The sequence below is a fragment of the Streptomyces sp. NPDC034049 genome (genome assembly GCF_055575575.1).
The window spans coordinates 1,010,833-1,033,052 of sequence record NZ_JBVISJ010000001.1 but is presented as its reverse complement, the minus strand read 5'-3'; the positions used below and the strand labels follow the sequence as shown (position 1 = coordinate 1,033,052).

The following is a 22,220-nucleotide window of genomic DNA, read 5'->3' as shown; positions in this document are numbered from 1 at the left end:
CGGCGTCCCCCGGCGGAGCTAAGCACCGTTGCAGTACTAGTGCGCTCCGGTGCCCGTGAGGGAGCGGACCTCGAGCTCCGCGTACTTGGCCTCGTCGGGCTTCTCCTTGGACAGGACCGTGCCGAGGAAGCCCATGAGGAAGCCGAACGGGATGGAGATGATGCCCGGGTTCTTCAGCGGGAACCAGGCGAAGTCGGCGTCCGGGAACATCGCCTTCGGGTCGCCGGAGACCACGGGCGAGAACAGCACCAGGCCGACGGCGACGATCAGACCGCCGTAGATCGACCACAGCGCGCCCTGGGTGGTGAACCGCTTCCAGAAGAGGCTGTAGAGGATCGTGGGCAGGTTGGCGGAGGCCGCGACCGCGAAGGCGAGGGCGACCAGGCCGGCCACGTTCAGGTCGCGGGCGAGGGCGCCGAGGCCGATGGAGACGACGCCGATGAAGACGGTCGCCCAGCGGGCCGCGCGGACCTCCTCGGCGCCGGAGGCCTGTCCCTTGCGGATGACGTTGGCGTAGATGTCGTGCGCGAAGGACGACGACGAGGCGAGGGTGAGGCCGGCGACCACGGCGAGGATCGTCGCGAAGGCCACCGCCGAGATGGTGGCGAGCAGGATCGCGCCCCAGGCCGAGTCGACGCCGCCCAGGTGCAGGGCGAGCAGCGGTGCCGCCGTGTTGCCCGACGGGTTGGAGGCGATGATCTCGTCCTGGGAGATCAGCGCGGCGGCGCCGAAGCCGAGGGCGATGGTCATCAGGTAGAAGCCGCCGATGATGCCGATGGCCCAGTTCACGGACTTACGGGCGGCCTTGGCGTTGGGCACCGTGTAGAAGCGGATCAGGATGTGCGGCAGGCCGGCGGTGCCGAGGACCAGGGCGATGCCGAGGGAGATGAAGTCCAGCTTGGAGGTGCCGGTCGCGCCGTACTGGAGGCCGGGCTCCAGGAAGGCGGCGCCCTTGCCGCTGTTCTCGGCGGCGGTGCCGAGCAGATCGGAGATGTTGAAGTTGAACTTCAGCAGGACCAGGAACGTGATGAGGATCGTGCCGCCGATGAGGAGGACGGCCTTCACCATCTGGACCCAGGTGGTGCCCTTCATTCCGCCGATGGAGACGTAGACGATCATCAGGATGCCGACGAGGGCGACGATGAGGATCTTGCCCGCGTCGGAGGTGATGCCGAGGAGCAGCGAGACGAGGACGCCCGCGCCCGCCATCTGGGCCAGCAGGTAGAAGATCGACACGACGATCGTGGAGGTGCCGGCGGCGGTGCGGACGGGGCGCTGGCGCATGCGGTACGCGAGCACGTCGCCCATGGTGTAGCGGCCGGAGTTCCTGAGCGGCTCGGCGACCAGGAGCAGGGCGACCAGCCAGGCGACCAGGAAGCCGATGGAGTAGAGGAAGCCGTCGTAGCCGAAGAGGGCGATGGCGCCCGCGATGCCGAGGAACGAGGCCGCCGACATGTAGTCGCCGGAGACCGCGAGGCCGTTCTGGAAGGCGCTGAACTGGCGGCCGCCCGCGTAGAAGTCGGCGGCGTCCTTGGTCTGGCGGCCGGCCCAGATGGTGATGCCGAGGGTGGCCAGGACGAACAGCGCGAAGAGAGTGATGATGAGCGGCCGGTGCTCGCTGGCCTCGTTGGCCGCGAGGATCGTCTGCGTTGCGGGGCTCATGCGCCGCCCTCCATCCGGGACTTGATCGCCTCGGCCTTGGGGTCGAGCTTCGCGGCGGCGTGCTTCGAGTACCACCAGGCGATGAGGAACGTGGTGACGAACTGTGCGACGCCCAGGACGAAGGCGACGTTGATGTTGCCGAAGAGCTTGGTGCCCATGAAGTCGCCCGCGTAGTTGGAGAGCAGGACGTACAGCAGGTACCAGGCGATGAAGCCCACGGTCAGCGGGAAGGCGAACGAGCGGTAGGAGCGGCGCAGTTCGGCGAACTCGGCGCTCTCATGGACCGCGGCGAACTCCTCGGGTGAGGGGAGGTGATGCTCGGCCTTCGCTGGGGGCGGTGCGTCGGTTGCCACGGAGTCTCCTCGCGTCTCCGCCGCGTTCGCGACGGTGGATGGTGACCTCTTCGCCGTCGGATCGGGGGACGGACTGGGTTCGGACATGGGGGCGGTTCTGTTCTTTCGGTGACGGGCGCACGATCGTGCTCGGGCTCCCTGCTCAACGTCACGGCGGGGCGCGAGGACCGGTTCAACCGTGCGTGTTTCTTTCGAAAACCGATTCGGAAACCGTCGCGGGGTCCGATGTGTGGCCGAAGTGCGCCCGTTGCGGAAATGGCCAGGAGATGCGGCGACTTCGAGGGTTACCCCTCTACTTCCGCCTCCCGCCCGTGAAGTCATTGCTGGCCGGCGACGACCAGGGATAGCTTCGAGCTGCACCACCAACGTCATGTACCTGCCCAGGCACCCGTGTGCCTCGGGCCGGTTTCTTTGAGAATGATGTGGAGATCACATGGCTCATCTGCGCTCCAGGCGACGGCTCGCCCTCGCGGTGCCGGTCGTCCTGTCGCTGACCGCCTCGCTCGGTTTCCTGCCGGGTGTCGCCTCGGCGGCCCCGTCCGCGGAGTCCACCGCCGCGACCGCGGAGGGCCCGAACCTGTCGTACGTCGTGAACACCAAGACGGACAAGCGCACGATCGCCAAGGTGCAGAAGGCGATAGCCGAGGCCGGCGGCAAGACGGTGGTCACGTACGCCAAGATCGGCGTGATCGTGGTCCACTCGACCGACCCGGCCTTCGGTGCGAAGATCCGCGCGGTGCGTGGGGTGCAGTCCGCCGGTGCCACCCGGACCTCGCCGCTCACCCCCGCCGGTACGACGGACGTGGGCGCCGTCGACATGCTGACGGACGCGGAGGCCGCGAAGGTGAAGGCCGCCTCGGCGGACATCCCCGACGCCGAGCCCCTCGAGGCCGACCAGTGGGACCTGCGGGCGATCGGCGCCGACAAGGCCGCGAAGATCGACGACGGCAGCAGGAAGGTCACCGTCGCGGTGATCGACACGGGCGTCGACGACACCCACCCGGACCTCACGGCGAACTTCTCCAGGTCCCAGTCCGCCAACTGCGACGGCGGTGTCGCGGACACCAGCGAGGGCGCCTGGCGGCCGTACACCGTGAACGACTACCACGGCACGCACGTCGCCGGTGAGATAGCCGCGGCCCGCGACGGCGTCGGCGTCGCCGGTGTCGCTCCGGGCGTGAAGGTCTCCAGCATCAACGTGACCGACCGGACGAGCGGTCTGTTCTACGCCGAGAGCGTCGTCTGCGCGTTCGTGTTCGCCGCCGACAAGGGCGTGGAGATCACGAACAACAGCTACTACGTGGACCCGTGGCTCTACAACTGCGTGGACGACCCGGACCAGAAGGCCATCGTCGACGCCGTCAACCGGGCCCAGCTGTACGCCCAGAAGAAGGGCACGCTGAACCTGGCCTCGGCGGGCAACTCCAACCACGACCTGGCCTCCGACGCGATCCCGGACGCCTCCAGCCCCAACGACACGACCCCGGTCGAGCGCACCATCGACCCGAGCGAGTGCTTCGACGTCCCGACCCAGCTGCCGGGGGTCGTCACCGTCAGCGCGACGGGCGTGAAGAACGAGAAGTCGTACTACTCCACGTACGGCAACGGCGTCATCGACATCGCCGCGCCGGGCGGCGACGCCCGCTACCAGATCCCGGACACGCCGTCGAAGAACGGCCGCATCCTGTCCACCATGCCGAACGGCGCCTACGGCTACCTCCAGGGCACCTCGATGGCGTCGCCGCACGCCGCCGGTGTCGCCGCGCTGCTGAAGTCCACGCACCCGTGGGCGTCCCCGAAGCAGCTGCAGAAGCTGCTGAAGGCGCAGGCGGACGAGCAGGCCTGCCCGACGTCGTACGACCAGAACGGCGACGGCGTCCAGGACGCGGTTTGCGAAGGCAGCCCCAGCGTGAACGGTTTCTACGGGTTCGGCATCGTCAACGCCCTGAAGGCCGTCAAGTAACCCGGCCGGCGAGCAGCCACGACGAACTGGAGACAGCATGACAGCGCCTCTCAAGCGCTCCCGTCGTCTGACCGCGATCCCGCTGGGGATGGCCATGGCGACCGCACTGGTCGTCGTACCGAACATCACGGCCTCGGCGGCCGAGTCGACCGGCTCTGCCGTGTCGGCCGGGCAGACCGACGCGACCGGGCTCAGCTACGTCGTCAACGTGCGCGCGGGGCACGGGCCCTCCGCGCACGTGAAGAAGGCGATCGCTCAGGCCGGCGGCACGATCGTGACGTCGTACGACCGGATCGGTGTCGTCGTCGTCCACTCCACGAACCCCGGCTTCGCCGCGGAGATCCGTGAGGTGCGCGGGGTCCGGTCGGCCGGTGCCACCCGCACCGCGCCGCTGCCCGCGCAGTCGACCACCGACGTGGGCACCCCGAAGGTGCTGACCGCCGAGGAGATCGCGGACGTCGAGGCTGTGGACGGGCAGGACCCGCTGGAGCCGTTGCAGTGGGACCTGCCCGCCATCAAGGCGGACAAGGCCCACGAGGTGTCGCTCGGCAGCCGGGACGTCACGGTCGCCGTCATCGACACGGGTGTCGACGACACGCACCCGGACATCGCGCCGAACTTCGACCGCGACGCCTCCGTCAACTGTGTGACGGGCAAGCCCGACACCACCGACGGGGCCTGGCGGCCGGGGCCGACGGAGAGCGCGCACGGCACCCATGTGGCCGGTGAGATCGCCGCCGCGAAGAACGGCGTCGGTGTCACGGGTGTGGCGCCCGGGGTCAGGGTGTCCGGCATCAAGGTGTCCACCACCGCCGGCTTCTTCTACACGGAGGCCGTGGTCTGCGGCTTCATGTGGGCCGCCGAGCACGGGGTGGACGTCACCAACAACAGCTATTACACCGACCCCTGGTACTTCAACTGCACGAACGACCCGGACCAGAAGGCGCTGGTGGAGGCCCTCGGCCGGGCGACGAAGTACGCGGAGAAGAAGGGCGCGGTCAATGTCGCCGCGGCCGGCAACGAGAACTACGACCTCGCGGCCGACGAGATCACCGACCCGGTCTCCCCCAACGACTCGACCCCGACGGACCGGGTGATCGACCCGTCCGAGTGCCTCGACATCCCGACCCAGCTGCCGGGTGTCGTCACGGTCGCCTCCACCGGCGCCAAGGGCATCAAGTCGTCCTTCTCCAACCACGGTCTGGGCGTCGTCGACATCGCCGCACCCGGCGGCGACTCGACCCGCTTCCAGACCCCCGCCCCGCCCGCCACCAGCGGCCTGATCCTGGGCCCGCTGCCCGGCGGCACATGGGGCTACATGGCCGGTACGTCGATGGCGTCGCCGCACGTCGCGGGCGTCGCCGCCCTGATCAAGTCGACGCATCCGCACGCCCCGGCCGCCCTGGTCAAGGCACTGCTGTACGCCCAGGCCGACGCCACGCCCTGCACCGACCCGTACGACATCGACGGGGACGGCAAGGCCGACGCGGTCTGCGAGGGGCCGAAGAACCACAACGGCTTCTACGGCTTCGGCACCGCGGACGCGCTGGACGCGGTGACCAGGTAGAGGTTCTCGTCGTAGCGGCGGGTCGTTCTCGTCGTAGCGGCGGGTCGTCGGGCCGGGCGGTGTCACACCGCCCGGCCCTTCGGCTGCATAGTGCGGTCATGACAGACATGGAAAAGGTGTGGGCGGCACTCGGCGGCGATCCCGTCCTGCCGCGGCGGATCTCGACCGTCGTACGGGACGGGGTGCTCGACGCCCGGCTGCCGGTACGGGAGCTGGCGCGGACCTGCGTCGGGGTGTGCGCGCTGGCGGCGGCCGAACTGGGGGCCAGCCGGGCCGGGCTCGCCGAGGTCCCCCGGGTACGGGTGGACGACGGGGCGGTCGGCACCGCCTTCGTGAGCGAACGTCATCTGCTGGTCGACGGGCGGGCCCCGGTCAACTTCGCGCCGCTGTCGCGGTTCTGGCGGACGGCGGACGGGTGGGTGCGGACGCACGCGAACTATCCGCATCACCGGGAGCGGCTGCTGTCCGCGCTGGGGGTGCCCGGCGCCGAGGTGCCCGCGGTCGAGGCGGCGCTCGCCGAGCGGTCCGCGCGGGAGGTCGAGGAGGCGGTGTACGCGGCCGGGGGCCTGGCGGTGGCGCTGCGGACGCCCGGGGAGTGGGCCGCGCACGAGCAGGCGCGGGCGGTGGCGGCCCGGCCGCTGGTCCAGCACGAGCGGCTGGACACGGCCTACGCGCGCGTGCTCCCGCCCCTGCCTTCGGCCGAGGCGCCGCTGTCGCCCGCCGCCGGGGTACGGGTCCTGGACCTGACCCGGGTCATCGCGGGCCCCGTGGCCACCCGGACACTCGCCCTGCTGGGCGCGGACGTGCTGCGGATCGATCCGCCGGGGATGCCCGAGATCCTCGACCAGCACGCCGACACGGGCTTCGGGAAGCGGTCGGCGACGCTCGATCTGACCGCAGACCCGAGGGCGTTCGAGGCGCTGCTCGCCGAGGCCGACGTCGTCGTCACCGGGTACCGGCCGGGTGCGCTGGACCGGTTCGGGCTGTCGGCCGAGGCACTGGTCGACCGGCGTCCCGGGCTGATCGTGGCGCAGCTCTCGGCCTGGGGCGCGTACGGGCCGTGGGCCGGGCGGCGGGGGTTCGACAGTCTGGTGCAGGTGGCGACGGGGATCGCGGCGGTCGAGGGTACGGCGGAGCGGCCGGGCGCGCTGCCCGCGCAGGCACTCGACCACGGGACGGGCTATCTGCTGGCGGCGGCCGTGCTGCGGGCGCTCACCGAACAGGCGGAGCAGGGGTACAGCCGAGTCGTCCGGCTGGCCCTCGCACGTACGGCGGCCTGGTTGACGGACGGGATCGAGCGGGCCCCTGGTGAGGGCGGGGCCCTCGGCGCGCCGGACGCCTGGCTCGCCGAGCGGGACAGCCCCCTCGGGCGGCTGCGGTACGCGCTGTCGCCGGTGTCCTTCGAGGGCGGGCCGGGCGACTGGGCTCGGCCTCCGGGGCGTTGGGGTGCGGACGAGGCGCGCTGGCGTTGAATCACCGCGGCCTCCGGGCCGTATGGATGGGCGGAATGTCGAACTGCCAGTCGATTTCCGGCACTTGCCCTGATCTGGTGCGACTGGTGAACTTTCCGGGGTGAGCCTGACGAGACGGACGACGGACGCGGCGGGAGTGGCGGGGATGGAAGCCGCCGGGCCTGAGGGGCGGGCCGGGGGCGGGGCCGGGCGGGCCGTCGTCGTGCTCGTCCTGGTGGCCGTGGCGGCGCTGATACCCCTGTTCGGCCCGCGGGTGGCGCTCGACGGCACGGGTGAGGCCGGGGCGCCCGGCGCCGGCGGGATCGCCCTGCTGCGGACGGTGCTGCTGGCGGCGCTGTGTGTGCCGGTGGGCGAGCTGTTCGTGGCCCGGCTGGTGCGACGGGTGCCCGGCGCGCCCGGGCAGGCGCCGCGCAGTTGGGCGCCCTGGGCGGCGGGGGCCGGCCTCGTGGCCTCGCTGGGGCTGGCCTCGGTCGTGGCCACCGGCAATCTGGTGCCGGACTCCCCCGCCGACATGGACGTGGGCGGCCTCTACGAGACCCGGGACGGCACGCTCGCCCTCGTGGAGGTCAACGCCTTCGCGGCGGCCGGTCTGCCGGCGCTGTGCCGGCGGCCCGCCGCCCAGGCGCTGCCCCTGGCCGCCGTCGTCGTCGCGGAGGCGCTGCGCGCCCACCCGAGCACCGACCACCACGACCCGCTGGTCGGCACCGGTCTGACCCTGGTGCACCTGACATGCGCGGCCCTGTGGGCGGGCGGACTGCTGCACGTGCTGCGGACCCTTCGCACGCGCGCGTGGCGCTCGTCGGGGCGGGGCACCGCGTTGCTGGGCCTCTACGCGCGCGTGGCCGCGATACTGCTCGCCGCCGTCACCGCCAGCGGGGTGTGCAGCACACTGCGCCGGATGCCGCCGGGCACGGTGCTCGACCAGCTGACGGAGACGGCGTACGGGCGCGCCCTGTTCGCCAAGGTGGTGCTGGTGGCCGCCGTCACCGTGCTGGCCCTCTGGGCACGGCTCCGGCTGCGCCGCGCGGCCGACGATCCCCTCGGCGCCTGCGCTCCCGCGCGGGCGGAGGTGGTCGTACTGGGCGCGGTCGTCGCGGTGTCGGCGCTGCTCACAGCGCTGCCGCTGCCGATCCGCTGGTGAGGCGGCGACGGAGCGGAGGTGCGCCGCGTGGCCCGGTCAGACCGTGTGCCGGGACGCCCCACCCTCGGCCGGGGTGGACGAGGGGCGCGTACCGAGGGTGTTGAGGGCCCCTCGGGTGAGCAGGTACTGCGCCGCCAGATAGGTGAGCATGATCCACAGGTCGGGGCGGGGCGGCTGCGGCCACTCGGCGACGCCGGTCGCGATGAGCATGTCCGACACCACGAAGAGCGCGCCGCCGAGCCCCGCGACGGACCCGAACCGGGCGGCGGCCCACGCCATCGTGGTCAACAGGGCGCTGTAGCAGGCGACGGGGATGCGCAGTTCCGCCGGCAGACCGGGCCACAGACTCACGACGGCGACGACCAGGGCCAGGCCGTACGCCAGGCCGTACGCGACACCGGACGCCGGCTCCCCCAACCTGTCGCGCCTGCCGAGGCCGGCGAACAGCACGAGGTAGGAGACGTGTCCCGCCGCGAAGGAGCCCATCCCGGCGAGGAAGGCCGGTTCGGCGTCGGAGAGGAGCAGCACGTCGCCGCCCCAGCCGAACAGCAGGGCGGCGAGCAGCGGTCGGGGCGCGCCGCGGGTGTACGCGTACGCCGCGAGCAGGGGCATCAGCAGGGGCTTGGCGGCGAGGTGCCCCGCGTCGAACCCGATGGTCAGGGAGGCGAGGTCGACGCCGGCGGCGACCCCGAAGGCGACGAGGAGGGCGGCCCCTGTGTCTCGCTTCACGCGACGGTCTTCGAGGGCGGGGCCGAGAGCGATGCCTGGGGCGGGGATGGGGGCGAAGCCGGGGACGGGGTGGTGGTCGAGGTCGGGGCCGGGGGCCCGTCGCCCGCCGCGTCGCGCCCGGCCGAACCGGAGGAGTCGGCCGGGGACGGCTGCGCGGGTTTCCAGCCGGGGCCGCCGAAGACCCGCCCGGCCCGCTCGCCCCAACCGCTCGCCTTCTTCAGGTCCTTGGCGATGGCGACGTACTCGTGGGTGGCGACCCGCAGCGGGTTGTATGTGTCGATGTTCTTCGTCAGGCCGTACACCGGCCGCTCGGTCTCCTCGACGAACGAGCCGAAGAGCCGGTCCCAGACGATGAGGATGCCGCCGAAGTTGCGGTCCAGATAGCCGCCCTGGGAGGCGTGGTGGACCCGGTGGTGCGAGGGCGTGTTGAAGACGAACTCAAAGGCGCGGGGCAGCTTCCCGATGCGCTCGGTGTGGATCCAGAACTGGTAGACGAGGTTGGCGGAGGAGCAGAAGGCGAGCGCGGCCGGGTGCACGCCGAGGGCGATGAGCGGGACGTAGAAGGGCCACACCGTCCAGGTCGTCCAGGGCTGCCGGAGGGCGGTGGTGAGGTTGAACTTCCGGCTGGAGTGATGGACGACGTGACAGGCCCAGAGGATGCGGATCACGTGGTGGCCGCGGTGCGACCAGTAGTAGAAGAAGTCCTGCGCGAGCAGCATCAGCGGGACCGTCCACCACAGGACCGGGACGCGCAGCGGGGTCAGTTCGTGGACGGCCGTGTAGATCGCGACGATCGGGATCTTCCAGAGGAAGTCGAAGACGAGACTCCCGAGCCCCATGCCGACGCTCGTCGCGGCGTCCTTCGTCTCGTACCCCGCGGCATCGTCGTCCGGATGGATCCGGACACTGATCACCTCGATCACGGTGAGCAGCACGAAGGCGGGTATCGACCACAGCACGACATCGGGCAGGTTCGGCATGGGGGCACGGTAGATCCGCTGGTCGACGGGGGCTAGACGTTGTTACTGACAAGTATTTCCGGCGGTACGCGCTTGCTTCTTGGCGCTCCTCGCCAAAGCGGGGGGCGAGGGAAGAGCTGTCGCCCCGTCACTTGTGCGGTGCCACCGCCGGGTAACGAGCTGTCAGTCCCGGCCCGTATCCTCAGGGACCATGCTCGAAGACCACACGACCGCAGCGTCGCAAGCGCCTTGGCCGGCCGCGTATCCCCAGGGGTACGCGGTCGTGGACGTGGAGACGACCGGGCTGGCCCGGGACGACCGGATAATCTCCGCGGCTGTGTACAGACTGGACGCGCGGGGCGAGGTCGAGGACCACTGGTACACGTTGGTCAACCCGGAGCGGGATCCGGGGCCGGTGTGGATCCACGGGCTGACGAGTGATGTGCTCGAAGGGGCGCCGCTGTTCAAGGAGATCGCGGAGGAGTTCTCGTCGCGGCTCGCGGACCGGGTGCTCGTCGCGCACAACGCGGTGTTCGACTGGTCGATGATCGCCCGGGAGTACGCGCGCGCGGAGAGCGAGGCGCCGGTGCGGCAGCGGCTGTGCACGATCGCGCTGTCGAAGGAGCTGGCGCTGCCGCTGCCCAACCACAAACTGGAGTCGCTGGCGGCGCACTTCGGGGTGGTGCAGCAGCGGGCGCACCACGCGCTGGACGACGCGCGGGTGCTGGCGGAGGCGTTCCGGCCGAGTCTGCGGGCCGCCGCCGCGGGGGGTGTACGGCTGCCGCTGCACGAGTGCCGACCGCTGACCGAGTGGCGGGACAGCCCGGCCGCGCCCCGCATCGGGCAGCAGGCGGGTCACGGCGGCGGTCAGGGTGGGGGTTACGGCGGTTATCAGCCCACCAGTTGGCGCCCTTCGCGGAAGCGGCCCGCGTGCCCCTATCCCAACCCCGGGCGCTTCGAGGACGGCAAACCGCTCAAGCAGGGCATGCGGGTCGCCTTCTCCGGGGACACCTCGATCGAACGCGATCTGCTGGAGGACCGCGCGATCGAGGCGGGGCTGCATGTGGCGACGAGTCTGTCCCGGGTGACCAGTCTGCTCGTCACCAACGACCCCGACTCGAACACGTCGAAGGTCGTCAAGGCCCGGCAGTACGGGACGCCGGTGGTGGACGAGGCCGCGTTCGGGCAGTTGCTGCGCGATGTGGCGCCCGCCGACGAGTGACCCGTACGGACGGGTGATTGCCGGGCGACTCGCCCGGCGCCCGCTCGCCCGCGCGGCGGCGACGGCTCACCCTGTGGCGCATGGCGAGATGCGAAGTTTGCGGCAATGACTACGGAATGACCTTCGAGGTCCACGCCCAGGGCGCGGTGCACGTCTTCGACTGCTTCTCCTGTGCGATCCACCGCATGGCCCCCATCTGCGAGCACTGCCGGGTGCAGATCATCGGCCAGGGCGTCGACGTCGACGGCCACTGGTACTGCGGCGCCCACTGCGCGCGCGCCGAGGGGAAGGCGGGCATCGTCGACAAAGTCTGAGCTGACGCGTGACCGCCTGAGCCGACCATCGTTCCCCTTGTCAGCCGTGGCAGTGTGAGGACCCTTGTCCCCGCCAGTGTGAGGACCCTTGTCCCCGCCAGTGCGGGGGGGCCCGCGGTAGACCCCACGCCCCTGCAAATCGGTTGGGTGCTCTCCGCATCTGCGGAGGTGACGGCCCTCGGCGGGACCCTCCCGCCGAGGGCCGAATTGCGCGAGGTACGGTCAGTGGGTGTACCGCTTCCTGTTGTCCCGGCAGTGGGTGATCCTCGCGCTGCTCGCCCTCGTCCTGGTCCCGACCATGGTCAGGCTGGGTATTTGGCAGATGCATCGCTACGAGGAGCGCAGCGCGCGGAACCGGCTCGTCGCCGAGGCGCTGGCCGCGAAGCCGGTGCCCGTGGAGCGGCTGACCTCCCCCGGGCACACCGTCACCAGCGCCGAGCGCTACCGCACGGTGACCGCGAAGGGCCGGTTCGACACCGATGACGAGGTCGTCGTCCGTCGGCGGGTCAACGCCGATGACGAGGTCGGCTTCCACGTCCTGACCCCGTTCGTGCTCGACGACGGCAGGGTGCTGCTCGTCAACCGGGGCTGGATCCCCGCGGACGCCCCGAGTCAGACCGCGTTCCCCGAGGTTCCCGCGCCGCCGGCCGGCGAGGTCACCGTCACCGGGCGGCTGATGCCCGACGAGACGACCGAGGCGAGCGGTATCAAGGATCTCCAGGGTCTGCCGGACCGGCAGATCATGCTGATCGACAGCGAGCGGGAGGCGAAGCGCCTCGGCGTGCAGGTCCTCGGCGGTTATCTCGCGCAGACCTCGCCCGACCCCAAGGGCGACACCCCGGAGCAGCTCGGCAGCCCCGGCGACGAGAACGCCGCGCTGAACTACGCCTACGCCCTGCAATGGTGGCTCTTCGCCCTCGGCGTTCCCGTCGGCTATGTCGTCCTCGCCCGCCGGGAGCGCCGCGACCGCGTGGAGGCGGCGGCCGCCGCGGAGGCCGAGGACGACAAGGAGACGGCGCCGGCGCCGGTGTAGGGGGCCGGCCGGTTCAGGTGCCGGCCGGTTCAGGCACGGTCGCGGCTCTCCACCGAGCGCTCCCGCCAGTACACGAACGTGCGTCGCGGCTCGGGGAGCAGGTCCCACGGGTGGGTCGTCATATGGCGGCCCAGGCGGGCGAAGACGGGGGCGGCCTCGGCCGGGCGGTGGGCGCGGGTCAGGGCGAAGGCGAGGGTGTTGAGGTCGGTGACGGCCTCGGCGTGGGGTGCGGTGCCGACGTCGAACCAGCCCGTGAGGGCCAGGTCGATCTCGTGGACGGACCGGGGCTCGTTCCAGTTGCCGCCGCCCGAGCCGAGGGCGTCGACGGGTGTCGACCCCTGACGGTGGGCCATGAGTTCGACGCGGGCCGCCACCGGGAGCAGGGCCAGCGGTGAGCCGTGGGGCGCGCGGGCGGCGGCCTGCCAGGCGAAGTCCATCATGTCGGGGACCGTCCCGTGGCCGCGCGGGGAGAGATAGCGCAGCAACCGGTGGTAGGACGTCCGGAGCCAGGGGGCCCGGTCGACGGCCTCCGTCCACACGGGCACGGCGTCCCTGACCGGTACGGCGCAGGTGTCCATCAGCGACAGCAGCGCGAGCCAGGGCGTGGGGTCCTCCGGGCAGGCCTCGGCGGCGCGGAGGCAGGAGTGTTCGGCGCGGCGGACGGCGGCCCGGTCGGCGGCCGGGGCGCGGTACGACTCGACGAAGGCGCGCAACGTGAGGGCGTCGCCGTCCTCCGGGCGGTCGGCCGTCCAGCGTTGCGGAACGGCGGCGGGGAGTCGCTGGGCCAGTACGGCGACGCGGTGCGCCCGGCGGTCCCAGTCGCGGCCGGTGGCGCGCAGGAGGTCGGCCACGGGTTCCCACACGGGGCGGGTGCGGCCGGCGCCGAGGCCGTGGAGCTGAGGGGTGGGGCGGAGGTCGGCCAGGGTCGTGTGGAGGGGGGCGTCGTCGAGTTCGGGGCGGATCAGCAGGGAGGGTCGGCGTCTCAGCATCTCTGGATCCGGGGGTGGGAGGGGGGTGGGTTCGGGTGCGTTGCGGGTGCGTTGCCGGGTGCGGGTCCGGTGGGGCTTCTCGCGCAGTTCCCCGCGCCCCTGAAAAGCAGGGGGCGCCCCGTGCTTTTCAGGGGCGCAAGGAGCAGGCCCTGCGCTCCCGCACCCGACAACGCGCCCCGTGCCGGCTCAGCAGATGGCCGTCGCTCTCAGCAGCAGCGGCCCTCCGGGTGCTGTTCCCTGTAGGACGTCCGCTGGGCGTCGTACTCCCGGCGGGTCGGGACCGGCGCTGCCGGGTGGTGGCGGCGCCGGCGTTCGCAGTAACGGTCGTACTCGGCCTCTCCGGTGAGTTCCCGGAGGTACCAGCGGACCCCTCGCGCCCAGCTCCGGACAGTCATCGGCGTGCCCCCACCAACTGCTTCTCGGTGTCGTCGTCGATGCGGGACTCGACGTACGGGGCCTCGGTCGACGGCAGGGGCACCGGGGACCGTACGGCGTGCACGCAGACCACGGCGCAGTTGACCAGGACCGTGAGCACCAGGAGCAGGAAGATCGCCATGATCACGCCGTCGACCGTGTTGTTGGTGACGATGGTGTGCATGTCGTCCATGGTCGTGGCGCCCGGCAGCAGTTCGCCCTTGTCGATGGCCGCCGCGTACTTGTCCCGCAGGGCGAAGAAGCCGATCGCGGGGTGGTCGGAGAAGATCTTCTGCCAGCCGGCGGTGAAGGTGACGGCCACGTCCCAGGCCAGCGGGATGCCGGTGACCCAGGCCCAGCGCAGCTTGCCGGACTTGATCAGGACGGTGGTGGTGACGGCCAGGGCGACGGCGGCGAGCAGCTGGTTGGCGATGCCGAACAGGGGGAACAGCTGCTTGATTCCGCCGAGGGGGTCGGTGACCCCGGCGTAGAGGAAGTAGCCCCAGGCGCCGACGACCAGGGCGCTGGTGATCCAGATGCCCGGCTTCCAGGTGACGCGGCCGATCGGCTTCCAGACGTTGCCGAGCATGTCCTGGAGCATGAAGCGCCCGACGCGGGTGCCGGCGTCCACAGTGGTGAGGATGAACAGGGCCTCGAACATGATCGCGAAGTGGTACCAGAAGGCCTTCATCCCGGCGCCGCCGAAGACCCCGGCGAAGATCTCCGACATGCCGACGGCGAGCGTGGGCGCGCCGCCGGAGCGGCCGACGAGGGTCTCCTCCTCGACGGCCTTGGCCGCCGCGGTGAGCTGTTCCGGGGTGATGGTGAAGCCGAGGTTCTTGACCGCCTCGGCGGCGGTGTCGACGGTCGGGCCGAGCAGCGCGGCCGGGGAGTTCATGGCGTAGAAGAGGCCGGGCTCCAGCACACAGGCGGCGATCAGGGCCATCACGGCGACGAAGGACTCCGTGAGCATGGAGCCGTAGCCGATCAGCCGGACCTGGGACTCCTTCTGGATCAGCTTCGGCGTGGTACCGGAGGAGACCAGGGCGTGGAAGCCGGACAGGGCGCCGCAGGCGATGGTGATGAAGAGGAAGGGGAAGAGGGAGCCGGCGAAGACCGGCCCGGCGCCGGTGTGGGCGAACTCGGTGACCGACTCGGCGCGCAGGTTCGGGGCGGCGATGACGACACCGACGGCCATCAGTGCGATGGTGCCGACCTTCATGAAGGTGGAGAGGTAGTCACGCGGGGCCAACAGCATCCACACGGGCAGCACGGAGGCGACGAAGCCGTAGCCGACCAGGCAGAAGACCAGCGTCTCGGGGCTCCAGACGAAGTACTCGGCGAGCGAGGAGTCCTGGATCCAGCCGCCGCCGAGGATGGCGAGCAGGAGCAGGGCGACGCCGATGAAGCTGGTCTCGACGACCCGGCCGGGGCGCAGATAGCGCAGGTAGAAGCCCATGAAGAGGGCGATCGGGATGGTCATGGTGACCGAGAAGGTGCCCCAGGCGGATTCGGCGAGGGCGTTGACGACGACCATCGCGAGGACCGCGAGCAGGATGATCATGATGGCGAAGACACCGATCAGCGCGGCGGCGCCGCCGACCTTCCCTATCTCGTCGCGGGCCATCTGGCCGAGGCTCTTGCCGTCCCGGCGCATGGAGAGGAACAGGACGATCATGTCCTGCACCGCACCGGCGAAGATCACGCCCGCGATGATCCAGATGGTGCCCGGCAGATAGCCCATCTGGGCCGACAGCACCGGTCCGACCAGCGGGCCCGCGCCGGCGATGGCGGCGAAGTGGTGGCCGAACAGCACCCGCTTGTCGGTCGGGTGGTAGTCGACGCCGTCCTCCAGCCGTTCGGCGGGGGTGGCCCGGGTGTCGTCGACCTGGAGGACCCGGCGGGCGATGAACCGGGAGTAGAAGCGGTAGCCGATCGCGTACGAGCCGAGGGCCGCCATGAGCAGCCAGACGGCCGAGATCTCCTCGCCCCGGGAGAGGGCGAGCACGGCCCAGCCGACCGCTCCGACGAGGGCGACGCCGATCCACAGCGCGATCGATCTCGGTGACATACGCGGCTTTTCCGGCGCCTCGCGACCGGGTTCGGGCATGACTGACGTAGACATGGCGGCTCCTGACCTCAACGGGGGTACGGCAGAGAAGGGAAGAAAGGGGGAGGGTGCGGCTGCGACTCAGCGATGTCGGTCGCGGTGCCCGGCGGAGCGTCGCCGCTCCGTCAGCGCGTACGCGGCGAGCAGGCAGAGGCCGCAGCCCGGCACCCAGGCGAGCTGGTACCAGTAGAAGAAGGGCGTGCCCGCGAGCCGTGGTGCGGCACCGGCGTACCAGGGGACCCACAGCAGGCCCGCGGCGGGCGCGAGGAGCAGTACGGCGATCGCGACGCGCCGTAGCCGGGGGTGACCGGTCTGTGCCATGACCTGCTCTCCTCTCCCGCTTCCTGGGGGTCTGTGCAAGAGTTGCCCACTCGCCGGGATCGGTTGACAGCGAATTTCCAGAAGATTTCCCGCCGATTCCGTGTCATCCGGATCGGCCGTCCCCGCAACCAACAGGCGAGGGCCCAGGCACACCAAGGACGGTGACCCATGGCGGACGCTGCCATGACCGCGACGTTCCTCGCCGTGATCGGCGGAGCGTCGCTGCTCGCCGTCACCGCGCGCCGGCTGCGGCCCAGCGACCGGCTGCCCTCGCTGGAGGGCTGGGCGCTGGCCGACCGCGGCCTCGGCCCGGTGTGGACCTGGCTGCTGCTCGGCGGCACGATCTTCACCGCGTACACCTTCACCGCCGTCCCCGGCCTCGCGTACGGGAACGGGGCGCCGGCGTTCTTCGCGGTGCCGTACACGGTGATCGTCTGCCCGCTGGCCTTCGTCCTGCTGACCCGGCTGTGGGAGGTGGCCCGGCGGCACGGGTACGTGACGGCCGGGGACTTCGTGCGCGGCCGGTACGGTTCGGCGCCGCTCGCGCTGGTGGTGGCGCTGACCGGGATCCTCGCGACGATGCCGTACCTGGCGTTGCAGTTGCTCGGCATCAGGGCGGTGCTGACGGCCGGGGGTGTCTATCCGAAGGGCGCGGCCGGTGACCTGGTGATGGTCGCGCTGTTCGCGGGCCTCGCGGTGGCGACGTACCGGCACGGGCTGCGGGCGCCCGCCGTGATCTCGGCGCTGAAGGCGGTGGCCGTCTTCGTGTCGCTGACCGCCGTGTGCTGGCTGGTGCTGGAACGGTTCGGCGGCCCGGGCGCGGTCTTCGAGGGGGCGGCCCGGCGGCTCGGCGGCGCCGGTGTCGAGGAGTCCGCGCTCCTCCTGGCGCCCGAGCAGCAGCCCGCCTACGCCACTCTCGCGCTCGGCTCGGCGCTGGCCCTGCTGATGTACCCGCACGTGCTGACCGCCGGGTTCGCCGCCGACGGGCCGCGCACGGTCCGCAAGGTCGCCGTGGCGCTGCCCGCCTGGACGGGGCTGCTGGCTCTCTTCGGCTTCCTCGGGGTCGCGGCGCTCGCGTCGGGCGTGCGGGCCCCCGAGGGCGGTGCCGAGGCGGCGGTGCCGATGCTGGTGGACCGGCTGATGCCGGGCCCACTGGCCGGACTGGTGTTCGGCGCGATCACCGTGGGCGCGCTGGTCCCGGCGGCGGTGATGTCGATCGCGGCCGCCACGGGCTTCGTCCGCAATGTGTACGTCGAGTACTTCCAGCCCACCGCCACGCCCAAGCGTCAGGTGCGCATCGCCAAGGTGGTGTCGCTGACGGCGAAGGTGGGGGCGGTGGCGTTCGTGTTCGGCCTGCGCGACCAGGACGCCATCAACCTCCAGCTGCTCGGCGGGGTGTGGATCCTACAGATCTTCCCGGCGGTGGCGGTCGGCCTGTTCACCGGGCGGCTGCATCCCCGGGCGCTGCTGGCGGGGTGGGGCGTGGGCATGGTGACCGGCACCTTCCTGGTGGTGCGCGAGGGGTTCTCCTCCATCGTGCTGCTGGGCGGCGGCTCGCTGGAGATCTACGCCGGACTGCTCGCCCTCCTGCTCAATCTGACCGTCGCCGTCGCCGGCACCGCGGTCCTCGAACGGCTCGGTGTCCCGCGCGGCGCCGACGCGACCGACCTACCGTCCCGCCTGACCGTCAGGCGGCGCCCCGAGACGGGAGCGAGCAACCCGTGAGACGCAGAACGCACATGCGTATACCGGTTTCCCCGGCGGCCTCCGCGCCCCTGACGGCCACCGAGCCGCTGGGACAGGTACCGGCTCCGGCCGCCGAACCCCTGCTCCCCGGCCCCGCGCCGGCACCGGACTCCCCGCCGGTCCCGAACCCCGCGCTGCCGCCGGGTGCCCTCGGGGACCCCTCCGACGTGGAGCGCGAGGCCGGGGTCGCCCGGCTGTTCGAGCTGCACTACTCCTCGATGCTGCGGCTCGCGGTGCTGCTGGGCGCGGACGACCCCGAGAACGTGGTGGCCGAGGCGTACTACCAGATCTACCGCAAGTGGCGGCGGCTCAGGGACGCCGAGGCGGCGGAGGCGTACCTCCGCTCCACCGTCTGCAATCTGACCCGGATGCGGATACGGCACCTCCAGGTCGCCCGCCGGCATGTGGAACTCCCCGTGGTGGAGGAGCCGGTGGCCTCCGCCGAGAGCACCGCGCTCCTCCACGACGACCAGCGGGTGCTGATCGGCGCGCTCCAGCAGCTGCCCGCCCGGCAGCGGGAGGCGCTGGTGCTGCGCCACTGGCTCGGGCTGAAGGAGAGCGAGATCGCGGCCGCGATGGGCATCTCCTGCGGCTCGGTCAAGACCCACACCGCACGCGGCCTCGCCGCCCTCACCCAGGCGATGGAGGCCCGGCGATGAACGACACCACCGGAAACGACACCGGCCAGGACCGCACCGAGCGGGAACTGGCCGCGGCGCTCGCCGCGCTGGCGGGCGGCGTGCACGCCGCGCCGGACGCGTACCGGACGGCACGGGGGGACTGGCTCCGCCGTGAGCGCCGGCGGCGGCTGGTGCTGGCCGTCCTGATGCTGGTGGTCTTCGCCGTCGCCACCTTGATCGGCCTCTGGGTGCTCAACCAGGCCCCGTCCGGCTCCGGGGTGATCTTCTCGGGGGTGGGAGGGACCACGGCGGGGACGGGACCGGGCTGACAGAACCGGTCCGACGGGACCGGGCTGACGGGACCGGGCTGACGGGACCGCTGCCGGGGCCACGCCCTCCGGATCCCGCCGGACTGATCACCCCCGGCCCCGGGAACCCGACCCCCGTGCATCCCCACATCGAGGACTACGCCCTGATCGGCGACCACCAGACGGCCGCGCTGGTGAGTCGCCACGGTTCCATCGACTGGCTCTGCCTGCCGCGCTTCGACTCGGCCGCGTGCTTCGCCGCGCTGCTCGGTGACGAGGAGAACGGCCACTGGAGGATCGCGCCCGACGAGGGCGGCACCTGTACGCGGCGCTCCTACCGGCACGACTCGCTCGTGCTCGACACCGAATGGGAGACCGACGACGGCGCGGTACGCGTCACCGACCTGATGCCGCAACGCGACCGCGCCCCCGACGTCGTACGGATCGTGGAGGGCCTGTCCGGCCGGGTCACGATGCGCAGCACCCTGCGTCTGCGGTTCGACTACGGCTCGGCGGTCCCCTGGATGCGCCGGTCGGACGGCCATCGTGTGGCGGTCGCCGGCCCCGACGCGGTCTGGCTGCGCAGCGAGCCCCGGGTGCGGTCGTGGAGCGAGGACCGGGCCACGTACGCGGAGTTCACGGTGGAGCCGGGTGAGAAGGTCGCGTTCGTGCTGACCTGGCACCCCTCGCACGAGCCGCGCCCCCGCCTCGTCGACCCGTACGAGGCGCTGCGGTCGAGCCTCCACGACTGGCGGGCCTGGGCGGCGCGCTGCCGCTACGACGGCCCGCACCGGGACACCGTGGTCCGCTCGCTGATCACCCTCAAGGCCCTCACCTACGCCCCCACCGGCGGCATCGTCGCGGCGGCCACCACCTCCCTGCCGGAGGAGATCGGCGGCGTCCGCAACTGGGACTACCGGCACTGCTGGCTGCGCGACTCCACCCTCGCCCTCGGCGCGCTGCTGTCCTGCGGCTACCAGGAGGAGGCCGAGGCCTGGCGCGACTGGCTGCTCCGCGCGGTCGCGGGTGACCCGGCCGACCTGCAGATCATGTACGGCCTCGCCGGTGAGCGCCGCATCCCCGAGTACGAGCTGCCGTGGCTGTCCGGCTACGAGGACTCGCGCCCGGTCCGGGTCGGCAACGACGCCGTACGGCAGTTGCAGCTGGACGTGTACGGCGAGGTCATGGACTCCCTCTTCGTGTCCCGGCGTTCGGGCCTCCCCGACAAGCCCGACATGTGGCGGATGCAGTGCGCGCTGTTGGAGTACCTGCGGACGGCCTGGCGGAAGCCGGACGAGGGGCTGTGGGAGGTGCGCGGTCCGCGTCGCCACTTCACGCACTCCAAGGTGATGTGCTGGGTGGCCGCCGACCGGGCCGTCCGCACGCTGGAGGACGACCCGACCCTCACCGGCGGCGACCTCGAGGGCTGGCGGGCCCTGCGCGACGAGATCCACCGCGAGGTCTGCGAACGCGGCTTCGACGCCGACCGGGGCACGTTCACCCAGTCCTACGGCTCCCGCGAACTCGACGCCGCGCTGCTGCTCATCCCGCTGATGGGCTTCCTGCCGCCGGACGACCCCCGGGTTGTCGGCACGGTCGACGCGATCCGCGAGGAGCTGTGCCACGAGGGGTTCGTCCGCCGCTACGGCGCCGACCGCCTCACGGCGGCGACCGGCTCCGTCGACGGGCTGCCGGGCGGCGAGGCCACGTTCCTCGTCTGCTCGTTCTGGCTGGCCGACGCACTGCATCTGACCGGCCGCACCCAGGAGGCCCGCGACCTGTTCGAACGGCTGGTGGGGCTGGTCAACGACGTGGGTCTGCTCGCGGAGGAGTACGACCCGGTGGCGGGCCGTCAGCTGGGAAACTTTCCGCAGGCGTTCAGCCACGTCGGTCTCGTCGGCACCGCCCTCGCCCTCTTCGACGGCAAGAAGGCAGGATAGGGGCCATGGATCTTGGGCTGAAGGACCGTGTCTACATCGTCACCGGGGCGACCCGCGGACTGGGCAACGCGGTCGCGCGGGAACTCGTCGCCGACGGCGCGAAGGTGGTCGTCACGGGCCGCGAGGAGGAGACAGTGGCCGCGGCGGCCGCGGCGCTCGGGGCGAACGCGGTGGGTGTCGCCGCCGACAACGCGGACGCCGGGGCCGCGGCACGGCTGATCGCCGCCGCCCGTGAGCACTTCGGCGGCTTCGACGGCATCCTGGTCAGCGTGGGCGGACCGGCGCCGGGCTTCGTCGCCGACAACACCGACGAGCAGTGGACCACCGCGTTCGAATCGGTGTTCCTGGGGGCGGTGCGCCTGGCGCGGGCCGCGGCCGAGGAGCTGGGCGAGGGCGGGGTCATCGGCTTCGTGCTGTCGGGGTCGGTGCACGAGCCGATCCCCGGGCTGACCATCTCCAACGGGCTGCGGCCCGGACTCGCCGGGTTCGCCAAGTCGCTGTCCGACGAGTTGGGGCCGCGCGGCATCCGGGTGGTCGGCCTGCTCCCGGCCCGTATCGACACGGACCGGGTGCGGGAGCTGGACGGGATGTCGGCGGACCCGGAGGCGACGCGGGCGGCCCACGAATCGCGGATCCCGTTGCGTCGGTACGGGCGGCCGGAGGAGTTCGGGCGCGCGGGGGCCTTCCTGCTGTCTCCGGCCGCGTCCTATCTGACGGGGATCATGCTGCCGGTCGACGGTGGGATGAGGCACGGGTTCTGACGGTCGTCGGCGATCGTCAACTGACCCTCTCCGCGCGGTGTCCGGCTCCTCGCAGCCGGACCTCCGCCGGCAGCGCGGCCAGTCCAGCCGACTCCCTGGCGTGAGCCAGTGCCTCGGTGGTCAGCGTGTGCAGGGCGTCCCCCGGGTGCACATGGGGCTGGAGGAGGAGGCGGACCCGGGCCTCGGGGGCGTTGCGGCGGCCGGTCAGCCGGGCGTGGGCGCGTTCGACGCCGTCGGAGCCGGCCGCCTCGGCGGTGAGCACGCCCTCCAGCGCCCGCCCCCGGAGCAGCGCGCCCTCGCCGTCGCCGGTGTCGACGAGCACCTCGGCGAGGCGGTGGCGGCGCAGCACGGCGGTCAGCCACCACAGCGCGAGCAGGACGAGGACGGCGAGCACGGCGAGCACGGTGGGCCACCACCAGCCCGAGTCGCGCCAGCGGGTCCGGTCGGCGTCGCTGAGCAGCACGTCCCGCCGGCCGTCGTAGGGCCACCAGGAGGGCGGGTGCACGCCGAGCCCGACGGCGAGGACGGTGCCGCCGACCACCACCAGGACGAGCCCGACGACTCCGAGCAGCACGCGGTTGACGATCCTCAGCATC

21 protein-coding genes are annotated in these 22,220 nt (G+C 71.9%); 12 read left to right on the top strand and 9 right to left on the bottom strand.

Annotation, left to right across the window (positions count from 1 at the left end):
* Positions 1-36: 36 nt before the first annotated feature.
* On the bottom strand, positions 37-1,662 hold the full coding sequence (locus tag ACZ52C_RS04620) for a solute symporter family protein (protein WP_469073366.1): 1,626 nt from the start codon (positions 1,660-1,662) through the stop codon (positions 37-39).
* Complete coding sequence (locus ACZ52C_RS04615; RefSeq protein WP_045560805.1) at positions 1,659-2,015, bottom strand: DUF485 domain-containing protein; 357 nt, start codon at positions 2,013-2,015, stop codon at positions 1,659-1,661. The genes ACZ52C_RS04620 and ACZ52C_RS04615 overlap by 4 nt, the downstream gene beginning before the upstream one ends.
* A gap of 433 nt (positions 2,016-2,448) precedes the next feature.
* Here ACZ52C_RS04615 and ACZ52C_RS04610 point away from each other — a divergent pair, with 433 nt between their 5' ends.
* From ACZ52C_RS04610 to ACZ52C_RS04595, 4 genes are all read left to right on the top strand, one after another.
* The gene (locus tag ACZ52C_RS04610) at positions 2,449-3,978 is read left to right on the top strand and encodes a S8 family serine peptidase (RefSeq protein WP_469073365.1); all 1,530 of its coding nucleotides are present in this window, start codon (positions 2,449-2,451) and stop codon (positions 3,976-3,978) included.
* A 37-nt stretch (positions 3,979-4,015) separates the two neighbouring features.
* Positions 4,016-5,545, top strand: coding sequence for a S8 family peptidase (locus ACZ52C_RS04605; RefSeq protein WP_469073364.1), 1,530 nt, complete (start codon positions 4,016-4,018; stop codon positions 5,543-5,545).
* A gap of 98 nt (positions 5,546-5,643) precedes the next feature.
* Positions 5,644-7,017, top strand: a complete 1,374-nt coding sequence (locus ACZ52C_RS04600) for a CoA transferase (protein WP_469073363.1) — start codon at positions 5,644-5,646, stop codon at positions 7,015-7,017.
* A 100-nt stretch (positions 7,018-7,117) separates the two neighbouring features.
* Complete coding sequence (locus ACZ52C_RS04595; RefSeq protein WP_469073362.1) at positions 7,118-8,158, top strand: CopD family protein; 1,041 nt, start codon at positions 7,118-7,120, stop codon at positions 8,156-8,158.
* Between the two features lie 36 nt (positions 8,159-8,194).
* Here the strand turns inward: ACZ52C_RS04595 and ACZ52C_RS04590 are convergent, their stop codons facing one another.
* Together ACZ52C_RS04590 and ACZ52C_RS04585 are read right to left on the bottom strand one after the other, a co-directional pair.
* The gene (locus ACZ52C_RS04590; protein ID WP_469073361.1) at positions 8,195-8,887 is read right to left on the bottom strand and encodes a lysoplasmalogenase; all 693 of its coding nucleotides are present in this window, start codon (positions 8,885-8,887) and stop codon (positions 8,195-8,197) included.
* Positions 8,884-9,867: a sterol desaturase family protein gene (locus ACZ52C_RS04585; RefSeq protein WP_469073360.1), complete on the bottom strand. Its 984-nt coding sequence runs from the start codon at positions 9,865-9,867 to the stop codon at positions 8,884-8,886. Before ACZ52C_RS04585 ends, ACZ52C_RS04590 begins: the two co-directional genes overlap by 4 nt.
* 190 nt (positions 9,868-10,057) lie before the next feature.
* On the opposite strand from ACZ52C_RS04585, the gene ACZ52C_RS04580 reads away from it, so the two are divergent.
* The 3 genes from ACZ52C_RS04580 (at position 10,058) to ACZ52C_RS04570 (ending at position 12,415) form a co-directional block, all read left to right on the top strand.
* Positions 10,058-11,068 carry a DEDDh family exonuclease gene (locus ACZ52C_RS04580; RefSeq protein WP_469073359.1) on the top strand — a complete coding sequence of 337 codons (1,011 nt, stop codon included), beginning with the start codon at positions 10,058-10,060 and terminating at the stop codon, positions 11,066-11,068.
* An 80-nt stretch (positions 11,069-11,148) separates the two neighbouring features.
* Entirely contained in the window at positions 11,149-11,382 is a 234-nt protein-coding gene (locus tag ACZ52C_RS04575) for a hypothetical protein (RefSeq protein WP_078853751.1), read from the top strand.
* Positions 11,383-11,611: 229 nt separating this feature from the next.
* Positions 11,612-12,415 carry an SURF1 family cytochrome oxidase biogenesis protein gene (locus tag ACZ52C_RS04570; RefSeq protein ID WP_469073358.1) on the top strand — a complete coding sequence of 268 codons (804 nt, stop codon included), beginning with the start codon at positions 11,612-11,614 and terminating at the stop codon, positions 12,413-12,415.
* 29 nt (positions 12,416-12,444) lie between these two features.
* Here ACZ52C_RS04570 and ACZ52C_RS04565 read toward each other — a convergent pair whose 3' ends face one another.
* The 4 genes from ACZ52C_RS04565 to ACZ52C_RS04550 form a co-directional block, all read right to left on the bottom strand.
* Complete coding sequence (locus ACZ52C_RS04565; protein WP_469073357.1) at positions 12,445-13,404, bottom strand: hypothetical protein; 960 nt, start codon at positions 13,402-13,404, stop codon at positions 12,445-12,447.
* 206 nt (positions 13,405-13,610) lie between these two features.
* Complete coding sequence (locus tag ACZ52C_RS04560) at positions 13,611-13,799, bottom strand: YbdD/YjiX family protein (protein WP_469073356.1); 189 nt, start codon at positions 13,797-13,799, stop codon at positions 13,611-13,613.
* Positions 13,796-15,943 (bottom strand): carbon starvation CstA family protein, encoded by a 2,148-nt coding sequence (locus ACZ52C_RS04555; protein WP_469073355.1) that lies wholly within the window; start codon positions 15,941-15,943, stop codon positions 13,796-13,798. Before ACZ52C_RS04555 ends, ACZ52C_RS04560 begins: the two co-directional genes overlap by 4 nt.
* Positions 15,944-16,009: 66 nt before the next feature.
* Entirely contained in the window at positions 16,010-16,249 is a 240-nt protein-coding gene (locus ACZ52C_RS04550; RefSeq protein WP_045560818.1) for a DUF3311 domain-containing protein, read from the bottom strand.
* Positions 16,250-16,417: 168 nt separating this feature from the next.
* Between ACZ52C_RS04550 and ACZ52C_RS04545 the strand changes: the two genes are divergently transcribed.
* From ACZ52C_RS04545 to ACZ52C_RS04525, 5 genes are all read left to right on the top strand, one after another.
* Positions 16,418-17,974, top strand: a complete 1,557-nt coding sequence (locus tag ACZ52C_RS04545; RefSeq protein ID WP_469073354.1) for a sodium:solute symporter family protein — start codon at positions 16,418-16,420, stop codon at positions 17,972-17,974.
* The gene (locus ACZ52C_RS04540; RefSeq protein WP_469073353.1) at positions 17,971-18,654 is read left to right on the top strand and encodes a SigE family RNA polymerase sigma factor; all 684 of its coding nucleotides are present in this window, start codon (positions 17,971-17,973) and stop codon (positions 18,652-18,654) included. The genes ACZ52C_RS04545 and ACZ52C_RS04540 overlap by 4 nt, the downstream gene beginning before the upstream one ends.
* Positions 18,651-18,944: a hypothetical protein gene (locus tag ACZ52C_RS04535; protein WP_319108613.1), complete on the top strand. Its 294-nt coding sequence runs from the start codon at positions 18,651-18,653 to the stop codon at positions 18,942-18,944. The genes ACZ52C_RS04540 and ACZ52C_RS04535 overlap by 4 nt, the downstream gene beginning before the upstream one ends.
* Positions 18,945-19,060: 116 nt before the next feature.
* On the top strand, positions 19,061-20,863 hold the full coding sequence (locus tag ACZ52C_RS04530; RefSeq protein WP_469073352.1) for a glycoside hydrolase family 15 protein: 1,803 nt from the start codon (positions 19,061-19,063) through the stop codon (positions 20,861-20,863).
* Positions 20,864-20,868: 5 nt separating this feature from the next.
* Entirely contained in the window at positions 20,869-21,624 is a 756-nt protein-coding gene (locus ACZ52C_RS04525) for an SDR family oxidoreductase (RefSeq protein ID WP_469073351.1), read from the top strand.
* Between the two features lie 16 nt (positions 21,625-21,640).
* On the opposite strand, the gene amaP is transcribed toward ACZ52C_RS04525, so the two are convergent.
* Positions 21,641-22,219, bottom strand: coding sequence for an alkaline shock response membrane anchor protein AmaP (gene amaP, locus ACZ52C_RS04520; RefSeq protein WP_469073350.1), 579 nt, complete (start codon positions 22,217-22,219; stop codon positions 21,641-21,643).
* Position 22,220 lies beyond the last annotated feature (1 nt).